This is a genomic window from Reinekea marinisedimentorum (assembly GCF_004341165.1).
Lineage (GTDB): Bacteria > Pseudomonadota > Gammaproteobacteria > Pseudomonadales > Natronospirillaceae > Reinekea > Reinekea marinisedimentorum.
In genome coordinates this window covers 196401-219258 of the sequence record NZ_SLZR01000002.1, presented here as the reverse complement: position 1 = coordinate 219258, position 22858 = coordinate 196401, and the positions used below count along the sequence as shown (strand labels likewise).

At 53.0% G+C, this 22858-nt stretch carries 22 protein-coding genes; 9 read left to right on the top strand and 13 right to left on the bottom strand.

The features are described 5' to 3' along the window. Nucleotides 1–56: 56 nt before the first annotated feature. The 3 genes from BCF53_RS03275 to BCF53_RS03265 all read right to left on the bottom strand — a co-directional run bounded on the left by BCF53_RS03275 (nucleotide 57) and on the right by BCF53_RS03265 (nucleotide 2411). A complete protein-coding gene (locus BCF53_RS03275; RefSeq protein ID WP_132699849.1) occupies nucleotides 57–713 on the bottom strand; it encodes a nitroreductase family protein in 657 nt (218 codons plus the stop codon). A 125-nt stretch (nucleotides 714–838) separates the two neighbouring features. After that, nucleotides 839–2035 carry a DUF418 domain-containing protein gene (locus BCF53_RS03270; protein WP_132699847.1) on the bottom strand — a complete coding sequence of 399 codons (1197 nt, stop codon included), beginning with the start codon at nucleotides 2033–2035 and terminating at the stop codon, nucleotides 839–841. A gap of 1 nt (nucleotide 2036) precedes the next feature. Continuing rightward, the gene (locus BCF53_RS03265; protein ID WP_132699845.1) at nucleotides 2037–2411 is read right to left on the bottom strand and encodes an MmcQ/YjbR family DNA-binding protein; all 375 of its coding nucleotides are present in this window, start codon (nucleotides 2409–2411) and stop codon (nucleotides 2037–2039) included. A 101-nt stretch (nucleotides 2412–2512) separates the two neighbouring features. Here BCF53_RS03265 and BCF53_RS03260 point away from each other — a divergent pair, with 101 nt between their 5' ends. Then, the gene (locus BCF53_RS03260) at nucleotides 2513–4249 is read left to right on the top strand and encodes an alkaline phosphatase D family protein (protein ID WP_132699843.1); all 1737 of its coding nucleotides are present in this window, start codon (nucleotides 2513–2515) and stop codon (nucleotides 4247–4249) included. Nucleotides 4250–4286: 37 nt separating this feature from the next. On the opposite strand, the gene BCF53_RS03255 is transcribed toward BCF53_RS03260, so the two are convergent. The 4 genes from BCF53_RS03255 to BCF53_RS03240 form a co-directional block, all read right to left on the bottom strand. After that, nucleotides 4287–4970 carry a zinc metallopeptidase gene (locus tag BCF53_RS03255; protein ID WP_132699841.1) on the bottom strand — a complete coding sequence of 228 codons (684 nt, stop codon included), beginning with the start codon at nucleotides 4968–4970 and terminating at the stop codon, nucleotides 4287–4289. A gap of 6 nt (nucleotides 4971–4976) precedes the next feature. After that, a complete protein-coding gene (gene dxs, locus BCF53_RS03250) occupies nucleotides 4977–6857 on the bottom strand; it encodes a 1-deoxy-D-xylulose-5-phosphate synthase (RefSeq protein WP_132699839.1) in 1881 nt (626 codons plus the stop codon). A gap of 154 nt (nucleotides 6858–7011) precedes the next feature. Then, entirely contained in the window at nucleotides 7012–7893 is an 882-nt protein-coding gene (locus tag BCF53_RS03245; RefSeq protein ID WP_132699838.1) for a polyprenyl synthetase family protein, read from the bottom strand. Continuing rightward, nucleotides 7890–8129, bottom strand: coding sequence for an exodeoxyribonuclease VII small subunit (locus BCF53_RS03240; RefSeq protein ID WP_132699836.1), 240 nt, complete (start codon nucleotides 8127–8129; stop codon nucleotides 7890–7892). The genes BCF53_RS03245 and BCF53_RS03240 overlap by 4 nt, the downstream gene beginning before the upstream one ends. A 280-nt stretch (nucleotides 8130–8409) precedes the next feature. Between BCF53_RS03240 and pomA the strand changes: the two genes are divergently transcribed. From pomA to BCF53_RS03220, 4 genes are all read left to right on the top strand, one after another. Beyond that, on the top strand, nucleotides 8410–9162 hold the full coding sequence (gene pomA, locus BCF53_RS03235) for a flagellar motor protein PomA (RefSeq protein WP_132699834.1): 753 nt from the start codon (nucleotides 8410–8412) through the stop codon (nucleotides 9160–9162). A 22-nt stretch (nucleotides 9163–9184) separates the two neighbouring features. Further along, nucleotides 9185–10144, top strand: coding sequence for a flagellar motor protein MotB (locus BCF53_RS03230; RefSeq protein ID WP_132699832.1), 960 nt, complete (start codon nucleotides 9185–9187; stop codon nucleotides 10142–10144). A 9-nt stretch (nucleotides 10145–10153) separates the two neighbouring features. Then, a complete protein-coding gene (locus BCF53_RS03225) occupies nucleotides 10154–10678 on the top strand; it encodes a GNAT family N-acetyltransferase (protein WP_132699830.1) in 525 nt (174 codons plus the stop codon). Between the two features lie 128 nt (nucleotides 10679–10806). After that, nucleotides 10807–11148, top strand: a complete 342-nt coding sequence (locus BCF53_RS03220; RefSeq protein WP_132699828.1) for a zinc ribbon domain-containing protein YjdM — start codon at nucleotides 10807–10809, stop codon at nucleotides 11146–11148. Between the two features lie 27 nt (nucleotides 11149–11175). On the opposite strand, the gene BCF53_RS03215 is transcribed toward BCF53_RS03220, so the two are convergent. From BCF53_RS03215 to BCF53_RS03200, 5 genes are all read right to left on the bottom strand, one after another. Then, nucleotides 11176–12210 (bottom strand): PocR ligand-binding domain-containing protein, encoded by a 1035-nt coding sequence (locus tag BCF53_RS03215; protein WP_132699826.1) that lies wholly within the window; start codon nucleotides 12208–12210, stop codon nucleotides 11176–11178. A gap of 160 nt (nucleotides 12211–12370) precedes the next feature. Continuing rightward, on the bottom strand, nucleotides 12371–13006 hold the full coding sequence (dhaL, locus tag BCF53_RS19280) for a dihydroxyacetone kinase subunit DhaL (protein ID WP_207902635.1): 636 nt from the start codon (nucleotides 13004–13006) through the stop codon (nucleotides 12371–12373). A gap of 1 nt (nucleotide 13007) precedes the next feature. Further along, nucleotides 13008–14006, bottom strand: coding sequence for a dihydroxyacetone kinase subunit DhaK (gene dhaK, locus BCF53_RS19275; protein ID WP_207902634.1), 999 nt, complete (start codon nucleotides 14004–14006; stop codon nucleotides 13008–13010). Continuing rightward, nucleotides 14006–15094, bottom strand: a complete 1089-nt coding sequence (locus BCF53_RS03205) for a glycerol dehydrogenase (RefSeq protein ID WP_132699825.1) — start codon at nucleotides 15092–15094, stop codon at nucleotides 14006–14008. The genes dhaK and BCF53_RS03205 overlap by 1 nt, the downstream gene beginning before the upstream one ends. Nucleotides 15095–15366: 272 nt before the next feature. After that, nucleotides 15367–16470 (bottom strand): AAA family ATPase, encoded by a 1104-nt coding sequence (locus BCF53_RS03200; protein ID WP_165901792.1) that lies wholly within the window; start codon nucleotides 16468–16470, stop codon nucleotides 15367–15369. A gap of 233 nt (nucleotides 16471–16703) precedes the next feature. On the opposite strand from BCF53_RS03200, the gene BCF53_RS03195 reads away from it, so the two are divergent. The 4 genes from BCF53_RS03195 (at nucleotide 16704) to BCF53_RS03180 (ending at nucleotide 19966) form a co-directional block, all read left to right on the top strand. After that, a complete protein-coding gene (locus BCF53_RS03195; protein ID WP_132699823.1) occupies nucleotides 16704–17477 on the top strand; it encodes a substrate-binding periplasmic protein in 774 nt (257 codons plus the stop codon). Between the two features lie 29 nt (nucleotides 17478–17506). Beyond that, complete coding sequence (locus tag BCF53_RS03190) at nucleotides 17507–17836, top strand: hypothetical protein (RefSeq protein ID WP_243645761.1); 330 nt, start codon at nucleotides 17507–17509, stop codon at nucleotides 17834–17836. Nucleotides 17837–17977: 141 nt separating this feature from the next. Next, nucleotides 17978–19279 (top strand): guanine deaminase, encoded by a 1302-nt coding sequence (guaD, locus tag BCF53_RS03185; RefSeq protein WP_132699822.1) that lies wholly within the window; start codon nucleotides 17978–17980, stop codon nucleotides 19277–19279. 198 nt (nucleotides 19280–19477) lie between these two features. Then, nucleotides 19478–19966 carry a hypothetical protein gene (locus BCF53_RS03180; RefSeq protein WP_132699821.1) on the top strand — a complete coding sequence of 163 codons (489 nt, stop codon included), beginning with the start codon at nucleotides 19478–19480 and terminating at the stop codon, nucleotides 19964–19966. A 184-nt stretch (nucleotides 19967–20150) separates the two neighbouring features. Here BCF53_RS03180 and ptsP read toward each other — a convergent pair whose 3' ends face one another. Next, the gene (gene ptsP, locus BCF53_RS03175; protein ID WP_243645760.1) at nucleotides 20151–22661 is read right to left on the bottom strand and encodes a phosphoenolpyruvate--protein phosphotransferase; all 2511 of its coding nucleotides are present in this window, start codon (nucleotides 22659–22661) and stop codon (nucleotides 20151–20153) included. Between the last annotated feature and the right edge of the window lie 197 nt (nucleotides 22662–22858).

Genomic DNA, 22858 nt, shown 5'->3' with positions numbered 1-22858 from the left:
CAAGCAAGCACGAAAAAAGGGGCCTAAGCCCCTTTAATATAAACTGATTGCCAGCCTTAGATAACGCTGATCACATCGTTCATCGCCAGGCGCGCTTTCGGCAGACCGTGGTTAAAGTCTTCCCCGTCTTTGTGATAACCCATGGCCAGCGCAACTTCACAGATGTGGCCATCCAGCTCGTCTCTGAACATTTCGGTCATCATTTCAGCATCCACACCTTCCATCGGGGTTGAGGCAATACCCAGCCGCGCCAACGTATGCAGAACGTTACCCATCGCCAGATAAACCTGTGCTTTGGTCCAGCCGCCGTTGTAGCCGTTAGCGTTGGTGTTGGCATCGGCAAAGGCATAAGCACCCATGAAGGTATCGTACATCTCTGCCGGCAAGTGGCCGGAACTCACTTCGGCATCGACACGCTTACGGAACTTGTCTTTGGTGAACTTTGGGTCGTAGGCGAACAGAATGGTGTGTGAAGCCTCTTTAGCGTGCGGCTGGTTGAACTGGTAGTTGTTGACGTAGGTATCGTGCAGACGCTGCTTGGCTTCATCACTTTCAACAATGATAAATTTCCACGGCTGAGAGTTGATGGAAGACGCGGAAAGGCGCAGGGCTTCTTTAATGACGGCCAGGTCTTCAGCGGAGATACGCTTGCTGGCATCGTATTTTTTCGTGGTATAGCGGCGGTTTAAATCTTCGATAATCGGGTGCGTCATATTCGGGTCCTTTAATTAAATAGCACAGCGCTGTTGCTGTGTTTGAGTCTAATATGAGGCTTATTGTTTTGGTTGAGAACCCGGCTAAAATTAGAATGACTTTCTTTAAAAAATTGATAATCAGGCTAAGGCCGTCTGCCATAGGTCAGTACCCGCCAGAGCCATTCCAGCGGCCCATAGCGAAACCTGGCTAACCACCAGCCTGAACCGGCCAGCTGCAACACCCAAACGGCAATGACGATCAGTAATTGCTGCCAGCGTTCAACGGCACCAAACAGCCCAAGACCAAAGCCGTAAAAGATAAAGGTGCAGATGAGCGACTGGCCAATGTAGTTGCTGAACGCCATTCGCCCTACCTGTGCCAGGCGGTGGCCGCTGTTGCGCAACAATGACTTATTGGCCAGCCCGCCGAGCAGGTAGAGGTATCCAAGCGATGTAATAACGCTGCCAACATAATTGAACAGCGTGCCGGCGGTGTAGGCGTACATCATTGCGAACTGATGTGTAAGGTTATAGGCCATGCCATATCCGGTCAGGGCAAAGCCGGCGGCGATACAAAGCACGGCGTTTCTGAGCAGCTGCTGGCTTGAAAGGCTGCCGCTGAACTGCCCCTGTTTGTACAGCGCCATGCCGATCAGCATAAGCCCGAGGAGGCGCCAGATCATGTACAGCAGCACCAGGGTTTCCATGGTGAAGGCGCTTTCGCTGCGCCGGGCAAACTGTCGCTGCCAGCTGCCGGTGTAATCGGCAATTTCGCGGGCGATGTGCGTTTCTGGCGGTGCCCAAGCCAGTTTCAGCTCGGTGAGCATTTCCGCCGTCATCTGGCTGATGCTGAATTGTGAAATGGCGGTCAGCGCCCAGCCAATAAACAGTAACATCAGACCCAGCGCCATCAGCCTGGGTGCTGGCCAGTGGCGCGCAAAGTAGAGGAGCATTCCGCAGATGGCATAGTGATACAGAATATCGCCATACCAGATGAAATGGGCGTGAATCAGCCCAAACACCAGCAACCAGAACATACGCCGGTAATGCAGCCGGAAGCTGTCTTCGCCGCGTGCTTCCAGCCGTTCGGTGAACAGTACGATGCCGGCACCGAACAGCATGGCAAAGATGGACATGAATTTATTGTCGGCCAGCAGATGGGATAGCGCCCAAACCAGTCGGTTGATGCCGGTAAAATCGCCATAGGCGGTCGGGTTCAGGTAGGCGGCCTCAGGCATGGAGAATGACTGGATGTTCATCAGCAGAATGCCCAGTAAGGCAAAGCCACGAAGGGTATCCAGGCTGTGCAGGCGGCTGCCGGCAGGTACGGCGTGCGGCATATCAGCGGCCTTTGAGCGCAGCCTGTTGCTTTTTGGTCAGGCTTTTCACCACAAGATCGTAGGAATCATCTATCCAGCCTTTGATCAGTTCCGGGTCTAAATCGCTGGTAAGGCTGACCGTGTTCCAGTGTTTTTTGTTCATGTGGTAACCAGGAATAACCTCGTGAAAGGTATCCCGCAGGATCAGTGCTTCCTGCGGGTCGCACTTCAGGTTGATGGAGAGTTCGTCGCCCAGGCGCAACAGCGCAAACATTTTTCCGGCCACCTTATACACCAGTGTGCCTTCCCCGAACGGTGTAGATTCCTCACTGGCCAGCTTGGTTAGACAGGCGTCGCGCCAGTATTTAATTTGTTCGCTCAGTGTTTGAGTCTTCATCTGATCGTCACACTCCCTTGGAATAGTTAGCGCACTTTTGTGCGCAATCTGCGCTTTTTCACAACATATTCACTGCCAAATCGAATAAAGGATTACACAGCATGAAAACATTATCACGAAGAGAGTTTGTTCGCATATCAGCGATGGGGGCAGGCGCGGCGGTTCTGTCTGTGGGTATTAGTGGTTGCCTGCCGCAAGATGACGACGGGCTTACGATCAGCTTTAAACACGGTGTGGCCAGCGGTGACCCGCTCGCTCACAGCGTTATTTTGTGGGCCAGAGTCACCCCGCAAAAGAGTGCCAACAGTGTTAGCATCAGCTGGGAGGTTGCGACAGACAGTAACTTTATCAACCTGGTCACTAACGGAAGCACAACAACCAGCGCTGACAAAGACTACACCGTCAAAATTGACGCTGCAGGGTTGTCTTCCGGTACAACCTACTACTACCGATTCCGTTCCAATGGGGTTTATTCAGCGACAGGCCGCACTCAAACCTTGGCAGAAGGCGCGGTTGATCAGGTAAAGCTGGCGGTGATCTCCTGTTCAAATTACCCGGCCGGTTACTTTCATGTGCTGAATGAAATTGCCCGCCGAGACGATCTGAATGCCGTGCTGCACTTGGGCGATTACATTTATGAATATGCCCGCGATGGCTATGCCAGCAGCGATGCGGCAGCCATGGGCCGTGAGGTGCTGCCAGAAACCGAACTGTTCGAATTAAGTGATTACCGTACCCGTTATGCCCTGTACCGTACCGATGCAGATATGCAATCCTTTCATGCCAGCCTGCCTATCATCAGCGTTTGGGATGATCACGAAATTGCCAATGATACCTGGCGTGAAGGCGCGGAAAACCACAACGACGGTGAAGGAGATTTTTCTGAGCGTAAAGCAGCCGCGATTCAGGCCTATTTTGAGTGGTTGCCGATTCGTCCATTTACCGAGGGCGATAACGAAACCATTTACCGCAGCTTCCACTTTGGCGACCTGGTGGATTTGCACATGCTGGATACCCGGTTAATCGGCCGCGATGAACAGCTGGATTATGCCGATTACATGGATAGCGAAGGTAACTTCGATAGCGATACGTTTACTGCTGATCTTACCGATGCCACCCGAACCATGATGGGCACGGACCAATTGGCTTGGTTGCAGGGCGAATTAGCTGCTGATTCTGGCGCCTGGCAGGTGCTGGGCAACCAGACGCTGATGGGCAAAATGCTGCTGCCGTCTTCCATTGCTTTACAGCAGGTTTCGGTGGCCGATTACGCCACACTGGCCTATTTGTATCAGCTTTATGCCATCAGCCAGGCCGGCGGCACTCTGACGGATGATCAGCAGGCGTATCTGACGGCTAATGCAGATCAACTCACCGACGCAAACTATGCCTTAGTTACGGCTGACAACATTCCTTACAACCTCGATGCCTGGGATGGCTATTACTATGAGCGTGAAGTGTTGTTTGGCACCGTGCGTGCCTATGGTCGCAATTTAGTCGTGGTCTCTGGCGATACCCATAATTCCTGGGCGAATAACCTGAGTGACGCTTCAGGCAATGCTGTGGGTGTCGAATTTGCAGGTACGTCGGTTTCATCACCGGGGATGGAGTACTATCTGGGTACCACTGCCGACGATGAGGCCGGTATTGTCAGTATTGTCGATGGCTTGCAGTACGCCAACCTGACGGATCGTGGCTACCTTGTGGTGACCTTTACTGCATCTCAGGCACAGGCGGAGTGGCAGTATGTTTCGTCCGTCAAAACAGAAAGCTACACGATGCAGGAAGATCGCTATCACAGTCTGACAGTATCACACGGCAATAATACGATTGGTTGAAAAGAAGCTTTGTTTAAGCCCTCTATTTGAGAGCTTATTAGCGCCGGAGCAGACGGAACCAGCGTGAAAAGTTCAGCAGCCCGAACATAGCCTGAGAAACATAGGTAAGTGCGCAGGCCAGCAATACTTTGCGAACCTTAGCCAGATCCCGGTCAGATACATAGTCGCCCTGCTCAAGAATAGGCAGGGCGCGGCCGAACGAGGCGTCAAACTCAACCGGCAGGGTAACAAAGTGAATCAGCGTCGTCAGAAACATTGAGCCAATAATTCCGATCAGCAGAAAACGGGCAAGAATGGCGCCGCCGGGAATGACCACCAGAATGGGCAATGCGAAAATGGCGATGCTGGCAAAGCGCTGAACGTTGACCGCCTGTTTCGCCAACACCGTTCGTGTGCTTAGAGCCGTGTAGTTTTTGGCGTGCTGCAGGGCGTGGCCGAATTCGTGTGCGGCGGTGGCGACGGCGGTCAGGCTTTTCTTATCCATGACGTTTGGGCTCAGGCGAATGGCCTTTGCCTGCGGGTCGTAGTGATCGCCCTGATCGGTGCGCTCCAGGGTCACGCCTTCCAGCTTGAAGCGGTCCATCAGGTGCGCGGCCAGTTCGCCACCGGTCCCCGGTAAATCATCGCGTTCGTCGCTGTGGCGGGCGAGTACGCGCTTAACCCACAGGCCGGGGCCAACGAGCAGCGCAACAATCAATAAAATCAGTATTAAAAAGGGCATAGGCTTTTAGCCTCGCAGTCTGGCCTGTATAGAGTTACGAATACCTTCGCTGCTTAGACCAACGCTGGCACGCATTCGTTCCGGCTTAGCCTGATGCGTGTATTCATCGGGCAGGCCCAACTGAAGGACAGCGCAGGCTTTGCCGTGGGCATTCAGTACTTCGCTCACCGCAGAGCCGGCACCGCCCATGATTGAGTTTTCTTCCACGGTGACCAGCAGATCATGGCTGTCGGCGACCTGAAGAACCGCCTCGGCATCCATAGGCTTAATAAAGCGCATGTTAACCAGCGTGGCCTGCAGTTCATCGGCCACGGCTTTGCAGGGTTCCACCATGCTGCCAAAGGCCAGTATGGCCACCTTGCTGCCGCTGATCAGTGTTTCAGCCTTGCCTATGGGCAGGGTATCGAGGTTCGCTTCCGGTACCGCGCCCGGGCCGGTGCCGCGCGGGTAACGCACAGCCGCCGGGCCTTCATACTGATAGCCGGTGGACAGCATCTGCCGGCATTCGGCTTCGTCTTTCGGGGCCATGACGATCATATTGGGGATGCAGCGCAGGTAGGCAATATCGAAGCTGCCGGCGTGTGTCGGGCCATCTTCACCGACCAGGCCGGCACGGTCTATGGCAAACAGAACGTCTAGGTTCTGCAGGGCAACGTCGTGAATCAGCTGATCATAAGCGCGCTGCAGGAAGGTAGAGTAAATGGCCACCACCGGCTTGCTGCCGCCACAGGCCATACCAGCGGCGAGTGCAACTGCGTGCTGCTCGGCAATGGCAACATCGTGATAACGGCTCGGGAAGCGGCGGGAGAACTCAACCATGTCCGAGCCTTCACACATAGCCGGCGTGACCCCGCACAAACGGTTGTCATGCTCGGCCATATCACACAGCCATTGACCGAAAATATTTGAATAGGTTGGCTGTTTGACCGGGTTTTCCTGAGTCGTTTTCTGCGAGTCCATCTTGGTGATGGCGTGGTACTTGGTGGGTGCTTTTTCTGCCGGCCGAAAGCCCTTGCCCTTCTGGGTAGCCACATGCAGGAACTGCGGGCCATTGAAGGTTTTCAGATTTTTCAGCGTCAGTGCCAGATCGACCACATCGTGGCCATCCACCGGGCCAACATAATTGAAACCCAGCTCTTCAAACAGGGTGCCCGGGGCGACCATGCCCTTCATGTGCTCTTCGGCCTTGCGGGCAAAATCGAGCACAGGTGGCAGGTTTTTCAGTACCTTTTTGCTGGTGTCGCGCATGTGCGAATAGGTTTTCGACGAAAACACGCGTGAGAATGCGCGGTTCAGAGCACCGACATTCTCTGAAATAGACATGTCGTTGTCGTTCAGGACCACCAGCAGGTTGGCGCCATCGTGCCCGGTGTGGTTTAGGGCTTCAAAGGCGAGGCCGGCGGTAATGGCACCGTCGCCGATCACGGCAATGGTTTGGCTGTCATCGCCGATCTTGCGATTGGCGATCGCCATACCAAGCGCAGCAGAGATAGAGGTGCTGGAATGGCCGACGCCAAAGCTGTCGTACTCGCTTTCTTCGCGGTGCGGGAAGGCATGCAAGCCGTTTTCCTGACGAATGGTGGGCAGCTGTTCGCGCCGACCGGTAAGAATTTTATGTGGATAAGCCTGATGGCCAACATCCCAGACCAGCTTTTGCTCCGGCGTATCGTAAACGTAATGCAGGGCAATGGTGAGTTCAATAACCCCCAAGCCTGCACCGAAGTGACCGCCGGACTGCCCCACGCTGTACAGCAGGTATTCACGCAGCTCATCTGCGAGTGCCGGTAACTGATGCAGCTCCAGCTTTTTCAGTTCGGCGGGTGTGTTTACCTGATCGAGCAGCGGTGTATTGGGGCGAGTCGCCGGAATGTGGTCGAATACCTTCATTGAGTTACCTGATGACAGCTGTATCTACCCATGGCTTTAGTTTGCTCTGTTGGGTGAAAAAGGCGCTAGTGTACCGAATTTCACATTTGAAGGCAGGGTTTTGCCTTGCATAAATATAGAAGACAACGGTTCGAAAATGGAGCGGATCACTGGCTCAGTGATCGCGCTGTAAAACGTAATCAGCCAGTTGCCACAGCAAACTGTTTGAATCGAGCCCGGCTTTTTGCAGCGCGGCAATGGCGGATGCCTGTTGTTCCTGGGCTTTCTGGCGGGCTCCGTCGAGGCCGAGCAGGCTGACGTAAGTCGATTTTTCAGCTGCAACATCACTGCCCTGAGGCTTGCCGAGCACCTCTGTAGAGGCGGTAACATCGAGGATGTCGTCGGTGATCTGAAAGGCAAGGCCGATAGCGCTACCGTACTGATTCAACGCCGCCAGCTTTACGCTATTCGGCTGCGGCTGACACAGCGCACCCAGCTGCAGCGCCGCTTTAATCAGCGCACCGGTTTTCAGGGCATGCAGGTTTTCCAGCTCGGTCAGCGACAGTGTTTTGTGCTCCGATTGCAGATCGATCATCTGCCCGCCGACCATGCCACCGGCACCGGCGGCTTGCGCCAGCGTGGTGATCATTTGCCGGGCCTGGCTATTTGAAAATTGTTCGGCGGTTGCCAGCAGCAGGAAGGCTTCCGCCTGCAATGCATCGCCGGCAAGGATGGCCGTAGCTTCATCAAACTGCTTATGGTTGGTGGGCTTGCCACGACGCAGATCATCGTTATCCATCGCCGGCAGGTCATCGTGAATCAGGCTGTACACGTGGACCATCTCCAGTGCACAGGCCGGGCTTAGCCAGCTGTCTGCCGGCGCTTCAACCACCTCTGCAGCGGCACGCACCAGTGCCGGCCGCAGGCGTTTGCCGCCATCGAGCAGCGAATACAACACGGATTCCCGAAGACGGCTGCTGGCTGATTGCGCAAAGCATTGCGTCAGTGCAGCTTCTAGTTGTTCTCGGGTATCGGTTAAGAAGTGGTCCAGGCTCATTCGGCACTGTCATCCTGAAACGGCTGAAGCGATTCCTCGCCGTTTTTCGACATCAGAATCTGCACCTTCTGCTCGGCCGCGGCCAGTGATTCCTGGCACGCGCGGGTCAGTGAGATGCCCTGCTCAAACTGCTTCAGGGAGTCTTCCAGAGAAAGCTCGCCGGATTCCAGTTGCGCGACAATGCTTTCGAGCGCCGCGAGGTTATCTTCAAAGGGAACGGGTTTTTTGCTGGCCATAACGGCTCCTTTGGTCAGGCACAGAATTCACACAGATACAGAGCATCATTGCAACCAGTGTAAAAATAACTGTTAACTAATTAATCTTCAGGCCGATAGCCAGTTCAAGACTCTGAATATAGCGGTAATATGGTAAGGCCTGCTTAAAGCGAGGCAATTATAGAGGGTTGTGCAGGCAAATTTCACCTGTCTAAAATAACGACCGGCTATAAGCACAGAATTTTGCTGCTAGACTTTGTTTGTTTAATACAGCGTTAAAAAAGATTAAGAGAGGTAATGCGTGGATATTGCAATGCTGGTGGGGCTGATCGGCGCAGTAGCGATGGTCGTCATGGCCATGCTTCTGGGTGGAAGCTTAGGCATCTTTATTAACGTGCCATCCTTACTGATTGTGTTTGGTGGCAGCACCTTTGTGGCGATGTCTAAATTCACATTGGAGCAGTTTTTGAACGTCGGCAAGGTGGTTGGTAAAGCCTTCTCGTTCAGCATCGTTAAGCCGGAAGATCTGATTGCCGAAATCGTAGAGCTGGCCGACGGTGCGCGTAAGGGCGGTCTGCTCTCGCTGGAAGGCAAAGAAACCAGTTCAGATTTCCTTTCCAAGGGTATCCAGCTGCTGGTGGATGGTCACGACCCGGAAGTGGTTAAGGCACTGTTGAATAAAGATATGAAGATGACCAGCGACCGCCATGCTGACGGCTCAAAATTCTTCAGTGCGGTTGCTGATGTTGGCCCGGCCATGGGCATGATCGGTACGCTGATTGGTCTGGTGGGCATGTTGGCCAACATGGACGACCCGAAAACCATTGGCCCGGCGATGGCGGTGGCGCTGCTGACAACGCTCTATGGCTCCTTTCTGGCGACTGTTGTTGCTATTCCCATTGCCGATAAATTAGGCGTGCGCGCCAAGCAGGAAGAGATTGTTCAGAAGATGGCCATCGACGGCTTGCTGGCCATTCAGGCCGGGCAAAACCCGCGCATCATTGAATCTATGTTGAAAAGTTATTTACCGGCGGCCTTGCGTGAAGGCGCATAGCGGCCTGGTTAACGGGTAAGGTATGGACGAAGAAGACGATTGCCCCGAATGTGTCCCCGGGTTACCCGCGTGGATGGGAACATTTTCAGATTTAATGGCACTGCTGATGTGCTTCTTTGTGCTGTTGTTGTCTTTTTCCGAGATGGACGCACTGAAGTTCAAGCGGCTGGCCGGCTCAATGCGCAACGCCTTTGGTGTGCAATCTGAATTGAATTTCAATGATGTGCCGAAGGGTACCAGCATCATTGCGCAGGAATTCAGCCCCGGCACTCCAGAGCCGACACCGCTGAATGTCATCCGCCAGGATACCATTGCTGATCTCAAAGACTCGCTGGAAATTATGTGTCAGGACACCGTCACCATGCAGGAAGAGCAGCAGGGTGATACCGGGCAGCTGACGCGGCAGATTATTATTCCCGATGAAGTGCTGCAGCAGCAGGTTCAGGAAGACGCCGAGCGCATTGCCGAGGCGCTTGCCGAGCAGATTGCCGATGGCATGCTGCAGATAGAAACGGTCAATGAAACCATTGTTATTCGGGTAAAAGAACAGAGTTTCGGTGCCGGTACCGACTATGTTGCAGACGACTTCCTGCCGGTTCTGGATATAGTGCGTGATATGCTGGTCACGACGCCCGGCGACATCTATGTGGAAGGCCATACCGATGATGTGCCGATTGCGACGGCTCGTTTCCGCAGCAACTGGCTGCTCAGTGCCTCGCGTGCGCTGGCGGTTGCCGAATACCTGTTTATCGCTCCGGAAATGGATGAGAACCGCTTTACCATCGTTGGTCATGGCTCCAGCAAGCCAATTGCCAGTAACGAAACGCCGGAAGGGCGGGCACAGAACCGGCGCGTGGAAATTATCATCAAGAAGGCCAATCCGGAATTTGAAGGTGAGGTTGTACCGCCGGAAGAACAGGGCGAAACGGTTGATCCGGGTGATGCCTCGTTGTTTGGTCTGGACCCTCAGGAGATCTTTTAATAAGGCGTTATGACAGCAACTAAAGAAATATTCGCAACAGAGCGGCTTTCGCTGCGCACTATTCAGGAATCGGATCATCAGGTGCTGTTTGAGCAGGTGCTTTCCTGTCCGGATGTGATGCGCTTTGCATTCGCAGCCAAGGTGATGAGCCGGGATGAAGCCGAGCAATTCATTGCCCGCTCATTTGATTTAACCGGCGACGGTAAAAAAGCCGGCGTGTTGACGAAAAAAGGCTCAAGCGAACCCATAGGCTTCGCCGGCCTGTTGCCCTGCTCGGCTCTGGCGGCAGATGATTTTGAAATTGGCTTCGTGCTGGCTAAATCTCATTGGGGAAAGGGTTATGCAACTGAAATTGGCGTGGCTCAAATAGAGTTCGGCTTTAACCGTCTGGGGCTGCCGCGGATGCTGGGCTGTGTCGCACCGGGGAATGCAGCTTCGGTGGCAGCGCTCAAGAAGTTGGGCATGAATTATCAGACAACCGTTGAAACCGGGGCCCGTGGCACTCGCGATGTTTATGTTGTCTATCCGCACTAACCGCTTTAATTAAACAATTAATTTACCTGATCGTTGATCTATTCGCTTGGCAGCCGGTATCTGGCTGGTAAGATGGCGCGCCAATGCCCTATGGCGACCATTTAATCTGCGAATTACGAGGTTCCTTCATGAGTGAACAAATGCCACCTTGCCCGAAATGCCAGTCTGAATACGTTTATCCGGACCAGGATATGCTGATCTGCCCTGAGTGTGCCCATGAATGGAATCCGAATGAGCCGGAAGTGGATGAAGATGCCATTGTGCTGCGTGATGCGGTCGGCAATTTGTTGGCTGAAGGCGACAAGGTGACGGTTGTTAAAGACCTGAAGGTAAAAGGCTCTTCACAGGTGATTAAGGTGGGTACCAAGGCCACTATTAAGCGCTTTGTCGATGGTGATCACGATATCGACTGCAAGGTGGATGGTTCCGGCGATATGATGCTGAAATCGAGTGTGGTTAAGAAAGCCTGATTTTATTCTGGCCGTTGCAGAGCCTGCTCAGGGCTCTGCGGCACGCTGTTGAAGAAACCTCTTCCGATACGAAGCCGGCGTTCGGCCGACTTGCTTCTTGAATACCTTAATAAAATAGCCACAGTCATCGAAGCCCAGATCGAGCGAAATGTTCACGATCGGCTCCTCGGTGGTTTCGAGCATTCTTTTCGCTTCACTGAGTTTGACCTGATTAATGTAGGCAGAGAAATTCAGCCCCATTTCGCGTTTAAAAATCTTACTGAAATAACTCGGACTGATGTTGCACAAGTAGGCCATTTCATCGAGATAGATCTTCTGGCGGAAGTGTTCATTGATGAATTCCAGCGCCGGGTATAACAGGCTGCTTTTGTGCGCTCTTAACAAGGGCGGCTCATCCGGTTCAACTTCCACCGGTTCTGGCTTTTGCTCGACGCTGTAATAAAGATGGGTTCTGTTCTGCAGGGTGTGCGATTGCTTGATGCTGTCTTTGGTGAACTCGGTGAGCTGCTGGTTAATTTCGTACAGCGAGGTTTTCAGGACCGCTTCACCAACGATGTAGTTGACCAGGTGATTGATCATCTGCGCGACGGACTCTATTTTTTCCATCGACATCACCGCAAGGCTGTCGTACAGGGCGCGTAACTCGGGGTATTCGTTAATTTTGGGCCGGTGCGGTTCGCCGATGATTAAATTCAGCCGGCTGTGCTCTGTTTCTGGCAGGCGGATTTGCCCGGCCATAATGGCTCCGAGATACTGGCCATTGGCAATAATGGGAATGGCAAAGTCGACGATGCCGAAGTGGCAACGGTAGATATAAGGCTGCTGGTTGCGCGCGGCTTCAAGCCCGCCGTGCGAGTCGCAGCGTTCACATAAATGCGAGAGTTCGGGGTTGTCACGAACCGTTCGGCAGAATGCACTGCACAGGCTGTGTTCTGTGATCGGGTGTCCGACCAGATCAATGGCAATCACAGACATGCCGGTGGCTCTGGCGATGTTGTCCTGAATGCTCTGGAATTTTTCTATGTTCAGTACATAGTCGAGCTGGTGACTTAGGTTGTTCAAGGCGTTGTCACTCGTTTTTGTTTAGAGATCATTTAACCACGAGTGGCCAGATTTATGTAGTTGCCGAAAGCAATGGTTGGCGGATTAAAAAAACCGGTACCTGCAAGAACACGCAGCAACGGTAAAGTTTGGGCCTGCAGGCAGGCCCGGGAGGCATTCATCAGCCGGCTACAAACCGGTGCAATTCCGTGAAGATGACGCCAAGTGCCATGGCGCCGGCATCGGGGTGTTCCAGGCTACGCTCCCCAACGTAGCTGGCCCGGCCTTTGTTGGCGGTCATGGACTTGGTCTTCTCAGCGCCGTCTCGGGCCGCTTTGGCGCCGGCGTCCATGGCGGCAATGGCATCCAACCCCTGCTCTGCGGCATCACGCCATGCAACCGCAGTCGGGATTAACGCATCGAGCAAGGTTTTATCGCCCAGCTGAGCATTGCCGCGTTTCTGAATACCGGCGACAGCGGCCTCCAGCATGTCGGCAAACTCCGCCACAGTGATTTCACTTTTACCACGGGCACTCTTGGCTGCCGCACGGAAGGCTGAACCCCAGATCGGCCCGGAGGCTCCTCCGCAGTATTCAGTGATGACCATACCGGCATCCTTCAGAAAGGCACCGATGTCGTCTTTAGCCAACTCTTCCCAGTCTGTCTTCAGCTGGCGGAAGCCCTTGGCGACCGACATGCCGAAGTCGCCGTCACCGGCAACGGAGTCCAGCTCACAGAAGTAAACTTCGTTTTCGATAATGATGTCGCCCATTTTGTCGACAATCTGAACCATCATTTCTGTGTTAATCGTCTCCATATCAAACACCTTTCAATGCTACGGTATCGACCGGTGCGGCCAGATACGCTTTCAGTTCGTCGTCGAGTTTCAGCAGGGTGACCGAGGCGCCGGCCATATCCAGCGCGGTCATGTAGTTGCCGACCAGCGTGTTGTGCACCTTAATGCCTTTCTCGGCCAGCTGGCGGTAAACGCTGTTGTTGAACACATAGAGTTCCTGCAGTGGCGTGGCGCCAAAGCCATTGATCATTACTGCAACTTCGTCACCGGCGTTGAATGGCAGGTCTTTCGCCAGCAGGTCAACGCACTCTTCAGCCAGCTCATCCGCGCTCTTCATGGCCTGACGGGCCACACCCGGTTCACCATGAATGCCCACGCCGAATTCAATTTCAGTTTCCTCAAGCTTGAAGGTTGGTGTGCCTTTGGCCGGCACGGTGCAGGAGGTCAGCGCGAAACCGATAGACTTAACGTTATCGATCACCTTCTGGGCCACAGCCGTGACTTCTTCCAGTGACTTGCCGGCTTCGGCTGCGGCACCGGCGATTTTATGCACATACACCGAGCCTGCCACGCCGCGGCGGCCAACCGTATAGAGGCTGTCTTTCACGGCGATGTCATCGTTGACGTAAACCTTGGCGACCTTGATGTCGTCATCGTCTTCGGCCATTTCTGCGGCGGCTTCAAAGTTCATGATGTCGCCGGAGTAGTTCTTGATGATCAGCAGGGTGCCGGCATCGGTTTCGGTATCGACAATGGCGTTATAAACCTGAATCGTGGATGGCGAGGCAAAAACATCGCCACAGACTGCAACATCGAGCATGCCCTCGCCAACGTAGCCGGCGTGCGCAGGTTCATGGCCGGAGCCACCGCCACTGATCAGCACGACCTTATCTTTGGCCGGGTTTTTACGCATCATCAGTTTGTGGCGCTTTTTGAATTCGAGCTTATCCGGGTGTGCGTAGGCCATGCCTTCGCACATTTCGACAACCAGAGATTCCGGGTTATTGATCAGCTTCTTCATTACTTTTTGGCTCCCAGCTTGTTCGCAGCGTGGATAGCAGCGAATACATCATCAGCGGTCACTTTAAATGGCATGTTGTGGATGGTTTCGTTTTCGGCGCATGACAGTTCGGCAACGGCGCGTACCTTCTCGTCAGTCACTTCCTTCACACCCAGATCGGCCAGGCAGGTGGGCAGGCCAACGCTGTGGCAGTAGGCCAGCACTTCGTCGAGTTCTTCTTTCGGGGCGTTTTCCAGCACCAGGTGGACGATGGTGCCAAAGGACACTTTTTCGCCATGGAAGTAGCTGTGTGCTTCATCAAGGGCCGTCAGGCCATTGTGAATGGCGTGTGCCGCCGCCAGACCGGAGGATTCAAAGCCCATGCCGCTGAGCAGGGTGTTGGCTTCGATGATGTTTTCCAGTGCAGGTGTCACCACGTTGGCGTCCGAGGCGGCAATGGCCTTGAGTGAATCTTCCAGCAGGGTTTCGTAGCAGAGCCTGGCCGCCGCGACTGCCAGCTTGGTGCTCTTACCGCCCGGGATGTTATCGGCAAACGAACGCTCGCAAGCGCGCGCTTCAAAGTAGGTAGAGAGAGCATCACCCATGCCGGCGACCAGGAAGCGGGTCGGTGCCTTGGCGATAATGCCGGTGTCGACCAGAACCAAATCCGGGTTGGCGCGATAGAAGCGGTATTCCTGGAATTCGCCGCGCTCGTTGTAAACCACCGAAAGCGAGCTGCACGGCGCATCGGTTGAGGCGATGGTCGGTACGGTAATCACCGGGATTGCCTGCGCAGATGAAACAGCTTTTGCAGTATCAAGCGCTTTACCGCCGCCAAGGCCGATAATGACATCGCACTGCTCTGCCTTTGCCAGCGCGATCAGGCGATCAACCTCTTCAGAGGTGCATTCCTGGCTGAAGCCGCCGTAGGTGAGAGCAAATTCATTGCGCTGCTGCGCCAGATTCAGGGTTTCCTGTACGCGTTCCTGGTCTTCTTTTGAAGCGACCAGCAGTGCGTTGTTGCCATAGGCCAGTACATATTCGCCAAGATCGGCCAGTGCGCCGTTATCCTGCACGTATTTGGAGGGTGAGATGAATACTTTTTTCATGAGCGTTCTCCGCAGTCGTTGCCAATACCGGTCAGCTGAGCTGTTGAATGCTGGGTGCGGCAACCTATATGCCGCGTGATGCTGAACCGATGTTGACTGTGTTATTTTTGTTTGAGATCAGTCTGGAACGTGAGCCAGTATCACATGGCCGTTCTGGGAGGGCATTGGAGTAAAACGCTCAGTGACAGTAAAAAGGTGTGGGACTATCTGGCACTGAGATGAATGAAAATAGGAAAATTCAGCACTGACGATGAGTGTATAAGCGCTGTCGCTCAGCTGAAGTTTTTCACGATCCACAGGTGAAAGTGCACATCGGCCACCAGGTAGGTCTTATCTTCCTTAATGACATCGCCGGAGCCAATCAGCGCAACCAATACCTGACTCAAGCCCTGACGGGTCAGTCCAAACGGCTCCAGGTTTTCCTGTTTGAACAGATTTTTACCACCGTAGCGGCCGATCATTTTCAGGGCCTTTTTCTGTTGTGCCTTAAAGCCATTAAACAGCAGGCGGAATTCTTCGTCTTTTTCTTCAATAATCTGCTGCACCACCTTATGGGTATTGGGTGCGTTCAGCTCCCAGCCGTTGGCATACAGCCAGTAGCAGCTTTGCAGAATGAGCTTGGTCTGGCCGCGTACCTGCTCATAAAGCAGTTCAAAGACTTCGTCATCGAAACGCTGGCCAAGCCGCTCTTCACAGAAGGTTTTCAGTGTTGGCAATTCAATACCGCCAATGGATATGGAAGTGGCCATACCATAGAGTGGTTGTTTTTTATCAATAAACAGGCCGCTGAGAATCGATTTTTTAGAACCGGAGAAAATAAAGGAGATATAGGTCAGGCGCTGCATGTAGGCGCGCAGAATCGCATCGATGCGCTTGTCTTTGATTTCCGCGACCTGCTGGAATTCATCCAAAGCAATGACCAGTGTGCAGCCGTGCTTTTCACAGAATCTCTCGGCACCCGAGAGTGCATCGTTGAGCAACTCTTCAAAATCGCGGCCTTCCAGACGTGGCCGGGCTTTAATACTGCCGCTGTTGGTGGTTTGTATTTCAAAGGTGGCGCGTTTGAACAGGCCGGAAATTTCTTTCAGCTTGCTGTCGAGATCAAACGGCAGCGCATCGTAAACCGCCTTGTACAGTGCCTGGGCAACCTCGGTGGAATCCGTACAGGCGAACAGATCAGCAAAGGCATGCAGCACGGTTTTGGGTAGGCCGCGGAATACATGCTCAATCAGGCTGGTTTTTCCGTAGCGGCGGTCACCAAACAGCACAACATTTTTGGAGTCGAGTATCAGATTGTGCAGGCGTTCGGATTCAACCTCGCGGCCACAAAAGTTATCGGCGGTTGGCAGTTTTTCGTACTGAAATGGATTCGCCATAAGCGCACCTATTGTCATTGTTGAATAATTACTAAGTGTAATGGGTATTATTATAGATGATCTGTTTACATTTTGTATCTTATAAACAGTTGCAAAATATGGGAGGAACTCAAGCCTCTCCGCAGCGGGGCTGCACCAAAGCCGAATTGAACTATGATTAAGAACAGCGCCGCTTGCCTGGAAAAGACTTCCGGTAAGCGAATTGTCAGAGTTTATTGTGTCGTAGGCTGATTATGAGCTGGTTAGCAAATATCGTTATTGTCAGCTGTATGTTGATGGCTGCAGTGCAGGCTGAGCCGGGCACCACGGCTGAAAAGGTTGTTCGGCTCAGTGCACCGAACGACCACCCGGTACGCGAAGTCGCTGTCAGGGTGCTGACGCTTGCCTATGGTGAGCTTGGCTACCGTGTTGATGCGGTTAAATTGCCTCCTGCCCGTTCACTCTATATGGCCAATGAAGGCCAGGTTGACGGTGAATTGTTCCGTGGCGACAGAATTGAGCGCGACTTTAAAAGGCTGATAAGAATACCGGTTGCGGTCGGCGCCGGCGAAATCGTTGTTCTGGCGCATCGCAGCCGTGAAGATATCGTTGTCGCCAGCTGGGAAGATCTCGCTCCGTATACCATTGGTGTTCAACTGGGCATAAAAACCGTACAGATGCACACGGAAGGCTACAACAGGAGTTTCGTAGCCGAAGCAGATCAACTGATTTTACAGCTGTTGCATGGGCGAATTGATGTGGCTGTTGGCCCCAGAGATGTATTCCTGCTGACCTTAAATAACATGGTGCTCGAAGGGGTAAATGAGAGGCTGCCATTGACGGATATTGTATTTCTGGAACCGCCGGTGGAAACCGGCTATCTCTACCACTACTTGCATGAATCACAGATTGAACTGGCACTGGCGATAACTCGGGTGATGACACGCCTGGAGGAAGAGGGTGTAATAGAGCGTATCCACAATGAGGTTATGGCTGATCGCTACCGTGCGTTTGAGCAGCTTCATTAACCACCACCCATTCAGTACAGGACATTGACGTGATTGGCGAACAATCCTTAGAGCTGCTTTCGGACAGAGCATCCGCAGCGCACGCCCAAATCCAGAGCGATTTCAAAGACATTAACCCCATCATTGGCGTCAACAGAGGGATGAGAACCGCCGGTATTCCTGCCGATGCCATGACCATTGACTGTCTGGTGACAGACCGGCGCATTCTGTTGGTATTGCATGACGGTTTGCCCGATGCGGTTCGGCTTCAGTACACCCTGCGTAATGAGGACCCGTCCGACGAGTTTAAGGTGATACCCTTAACGGAAGTAACTGAATCTGCATTGTACGGCTGGATGAAGGATTACTTCTCCAGGTGAGCCTTGAGATTAACAGTGGCTTGCTATAGTCTCTGTTTCCTGTTCGATCGGTCAGGAATGGCCCGCCAATCTTTGCTGCAATTTTCAGTCAAATTAAGTTCTGCATGACCAATGCCTGTTAACGGAGTCAGATAATTCCTTATGCAATCAAATAAGTTAATTTTGTGTGCCGACCTGTTGGATCTAACCGACGATCCATTGCGGTTTGGTGAAGACTCTGTGCGCTTTCAGGCTGAGGGTGCGCTGGTCATTGAGGGCGGCAAGATTGTCGATCGCGGCACTAAAGCTGACATGCTGGCGCGCTATGGAAGCTCGGCCACCGTCAAGGAATACGAAAACAAGATTATCGTTCCCGGTTTTATCGATACGCATATCCACTTGCCGCAGACAGAAATGATTGCAGCTTACGGTGAGCAACTGCTCACCTGGTTAAAGGAATATGCCTTCCCGACTGAAATGAAGTTTGCCGATTATGACCACGCCAAACAGGTTTCAGAGATCTTTCTGAACGAGCTGCTGCGCAACGGCACAACGACCGCACTGGTGTTTGGTACGGTGCATCCGCAATCTGTTGAGGCCTTCTTTGAATCGGCACAGGCCAGAGGCTTACGCATGATCGCCGGTAAGGTGATGATGGATCGTAATTGCCCTGATGAATTGCAGGATACCGCTGAGCAGGGCTATCAGGAAACCAAAGCGCTGATTGAAAAGTGGCACGGTGTTGACCGTTTATCTTATGCGGTGACACCCCGTTTCGCGCCCACCTCGACACCAGAGCAACTTAATGCCTGCCAGAAGCTGTTGCAGGAATACCCCGATGTTTACATGCACACTCATACCTCTGAAAACGTTGCAGAGTGTGAGTGGGTGAAAGAGCTGTACCCAAACTCGCAGGATTATGTCGGTGTTTATGAAGATGCCGGCTTGCTGCGTAAGCGCAGTGTTTTGGCTCATGGCATTCACCTGAATGACCGTGAAATAGACTGTCTGTGCCGTACGGAAACGGCGATCGCCCACTGCCCAACCTCCAACCTGTTTATTGGCTCTGGCCTGTTCAGGCTCAAAGAGCTGCACAGCCGTGGCGTTCAGGTTGCCATGGGCACGGACATCGGCGCCGGCACCAGTTTTTCCATGCTGCAAACCTTTAACGAGGCTTACAAGGTGCAACAATTACAGGGCAACCGGCTGACCGCTTTTGAAGGCCTGTATCTAAGCACTCTGGCGGGTGCACGGGCACTGGATCTGGAAGGCGTTATTGGCCAGCTTGAGCCCGGCTGCGAGGCCGACCTGGTTGTGCTCGACCCCGAGGCAACGCCACTCATGCAGCTGCGTTTGCAGAACAGCAACTCGCTGCATGAAAAGCTGTTTGCACTGATGATGCTCGGAGATGACCGCTGCATCTTCCAGACCTACTCATTTGGCCAGCTGGTGCACAGCATTTAACGTCAATTAAAAGTCATATCCCGCGAAGCCCGGCACAAAAGGATACAATGGCTGCCGGCGCTTTGACTCTCTGGTCTGGTTTTGCTGACTTGTTGGCAAAATACAGCAGACGGAGTGTTCATTTTTTTACATTCAGGTTTTAGCTGGTATTCTTCTGCACAATTCGGAATCGCACATTTAGAAGGAATTACCCACAGCGTGAATTCAATTCAAGGAAATTTCACCCTCTACCAGGATGGTCAACTCATTATTTATATGGCCTCCGGCACATGGAACGCAGAAGGTTCCCTGGCTTGCCTGAGGGGTATCCGTCAGCTAATCAATAGGGTTGATCAGGATGAGTTTGGGCTGTTGATTGATACCTCGCGCGGTGAAGGCTTTAACTTTGAATGCTACGAGATCTGGATAGATGCGATCGATGAGTGGTATGAACAGGGCTTGCGTGCCGGTATTCGCCTCGATAACCGGACAGACATGAATTACCGTATATTTTCCGAACCGTTCGATAACATCATGATCCCGCTGATTGGTCTGGGCTACAGCAAAAACATTACCAGTGCTGTCAAAGTACTGAACCGCAGGGGTTTCAAAGGCTTTGAAGCCGGCCTTGCCAACGCCACCAAAATTTCAAACTGCCCCGACTTGGGCTTGCCTTCAAATTTCATGGAACCTTCCGTTCTCAGATAACCCTAAAGCCGAAACATGCTTTGCGCCTGTTAACGGGAGAGGCTGTCTGACATATCTTCCGGCGCGTCTGTAATAACTCGAGTATGAACTTTTGAATCCGTTGCGATGCTGGGTTCAGGTGAATTGCTGGGGAAAAGGGGAAGGGTGCACCCGACAGCCTTGGAAGTGCCGGGTGCGATTGGGCTTACATCAGATCTGAACGATCCTTATAAAGTTCTTTGATGTCTTCTGAGTTTTCCAGAGTCAGGGCTTTTTGAGCCTTGGCTTTCAGTTTCGCGAAAGAAACCGAGCGGATCAGAAGCTTAACAGCCGGTACGTTGGCTGCTGCAATAGACAGCTCTTTGACACCCAAGCCAACAAGAATACTTGCCAGATCCGGATCAGCGGCCATGTTGCCGCATACGCCAACCCACTTGCCGTGTTTGTCTGCGGCTTTCACTGTCATGGCAATTAAGCGCAGCAGTGCCGGGTTGTAGCTGTCGGCTTCTGCAGCCAGCTCTGGGTGCAGACGGTCCATCGCCAGAACGTATTGGGTCATGTCGTTTGAACCGATCGAGAAGAAGTCGACTTCCGGTGCAAAGTGGTCTGCCTGAATGGCCGCAGATGGAACCTCAATCATGATGCCCAGCTTCAGCTTAGGTGCGCCCAGCTTAGCTCGAATCTCTTCGGCCATATCGCGCGCCTGACGCCATTCAGAAACCTTGGCGATCATTGGGAACATGATGTGAATGCCAGACTCAACACCCTGTTCTTTCTGCCACATCGCTGTGCGGTAAATCGCTTCCAGCTGGTTGCGGAACATGCCCAGGTTGCGGAACGACAGGCGAATACCGCGAATACCCAGGAACGGGTTATCTTCTTCCGGCATAGACAGCCATGATACCGGCTTGTCGCCACCGATATCGGCCGTACGTACGACCAGCTGGCGTGAACCCAATACCTTAACAATCTCGATCAGTGCGTCTGTTTGTTCCTGAACGGTAGGCTCTACAGAGGACGCTTCAAACAGGAACTCGGTACGCAGCAGGCCGACACCTTCGCCACCGTTTTCCAGTACGCTCGGTGCATCACCCGGAGTCGCGATGTTACAGACAACATCCACTTCGTGGCCGTCTGTGGTTTTCGCATCTTCGTGCTTAGCGGCGTTTTCAACATCCTGGATTTGTTTCCAGTTTTCGATCGCCTGAGTCGCTTTTTTCTGAGTCGCTTCATCCGGGCCGGCTACAAATGCAGGGCCTTGTGGGTCGACAACGACCAGTTCTTTTTCATTCACTGTGCTGGTTAAGCCATCGCCGGCACCAACGATTGCCGGAATACCCAGCGCTCGTGCCAGAATAGCCATGTGGCTGTTCGGTCCGCCGATCTCAGTACAGATAGCCTTAACAGGCAGTTCGCCCAGGTGAGCTGTTTGTGAAGGCGTCAGTTCGCGTGCAATCAGGATGAATTCGTCTTCTGTTGGGAAGCCGCTGTCTTCAGGCTGATTCAACAGAACGCGTACCATGCGTGCGGAAACGTCCTGCATGTCGGCAGCACGTGCCTTAATGCGCTCATCTTCGACGGCCAGCAGTTCGTTGGCCTTGGTTTCCAGTACGGTATGGAAAGACCAGGCAGCATTGTTGCCGGCATTAATTTTGGCAACAACGGCGTCAATAATAGTTTCATCGCCCAGAAGCTGCTTCTGTGCTTTGAAGATTGCCGCTTCGTTTGGTGCAGACTGTTCCATTTCCTGCTGAAGCTCAGTTAACTGGGTTTCAGCCTTTTTAATTGCGTTTTCCAGAACAGTGACTTCTGCTGCAATGTTCTCTGGTTTGCTGTTTGTTGGCGCTTCAGCTGCTTTCAGGATGTAAGCAGGGGCCATCGCAATACCCGGTGAAGCTGCAGAACCCTGCTTAACAATGCGGCCGTTCGGTGCATCGATTGCAGGTAGTGCTTCCAGTGGGTTGTAGTTTGCGTTGTCGTTACCGTCTTCGGCATCGTTGTCCAGGCCGGCGTTGATCATATCAACCAAGCGAACAACAACCGCTTCTGCATCAGGGCCTTTCGCGGATACGACGATTTCATCACCTAAAACGGCACCCATGGTCAGCAGGTCTGCCATGGATTTAGCGTTGGCCATGCGGTCGCCATTACGCAGACGCACGTCTGTACCCTTATACTCAGCCGATGTTTCAGAAATGATGCTGGCAGGGCGGGCGTGCATACCTGAAGGGTCGACAATTTTAGCTGTCTTTTTCACGTTCAGGTCTGTTGCCGCTTCGGTTTTAGCTGCGGCTTTTTTGTTGCTCAGTACGGCAACAATTTCATCGACTGTCGCGGTTTCACACAGCTTTTTGGCCAGTGCTTCGTCCATGACAACGGTGGTTAATTTCTGGAGGATTGCCAAGTGTTCCTGGCCGCTTGCCGCGATACCCACAGCAAACTTAACGACTTCGCCTTTATCGCTCCATAGTACACCTTTTGGAACCTGCACAATGACAAGACCGGTTTTCTGAACAAGGTGTTTAGCTTCAACTGTTCCGTGTGGAATAGCGACGCCGTTAATCAAATAGGTACTTACTTTCTTTTCCCGACCAACCAATGCTTCGGTGTAGTCTGCGCTGACGTAGCCCAGCTCCAGCATTTTATCGGCGATTAATTTCAATACGGCCGATTTATCGGCAGCCGCCTGTTGGGTAAGGATGTTTTTTGCGCTCAAGTTAATTGACGAAGCACTAGGTGCTGCAGGGGCAGCGGGAGTCGCAGCGGGCTTAGGCTGCTGTGGTTTTGGTGCTTCTGGTTTTTTTTGTGCGACAGGCTTTTTGCCAGTCAAAATATTTTTAAAAAAGGACATGGGGAAATGCCTTATCACGTTTAAACAATGGGGGAGGTTTGTGATAGAGCCCGGGCCGTACT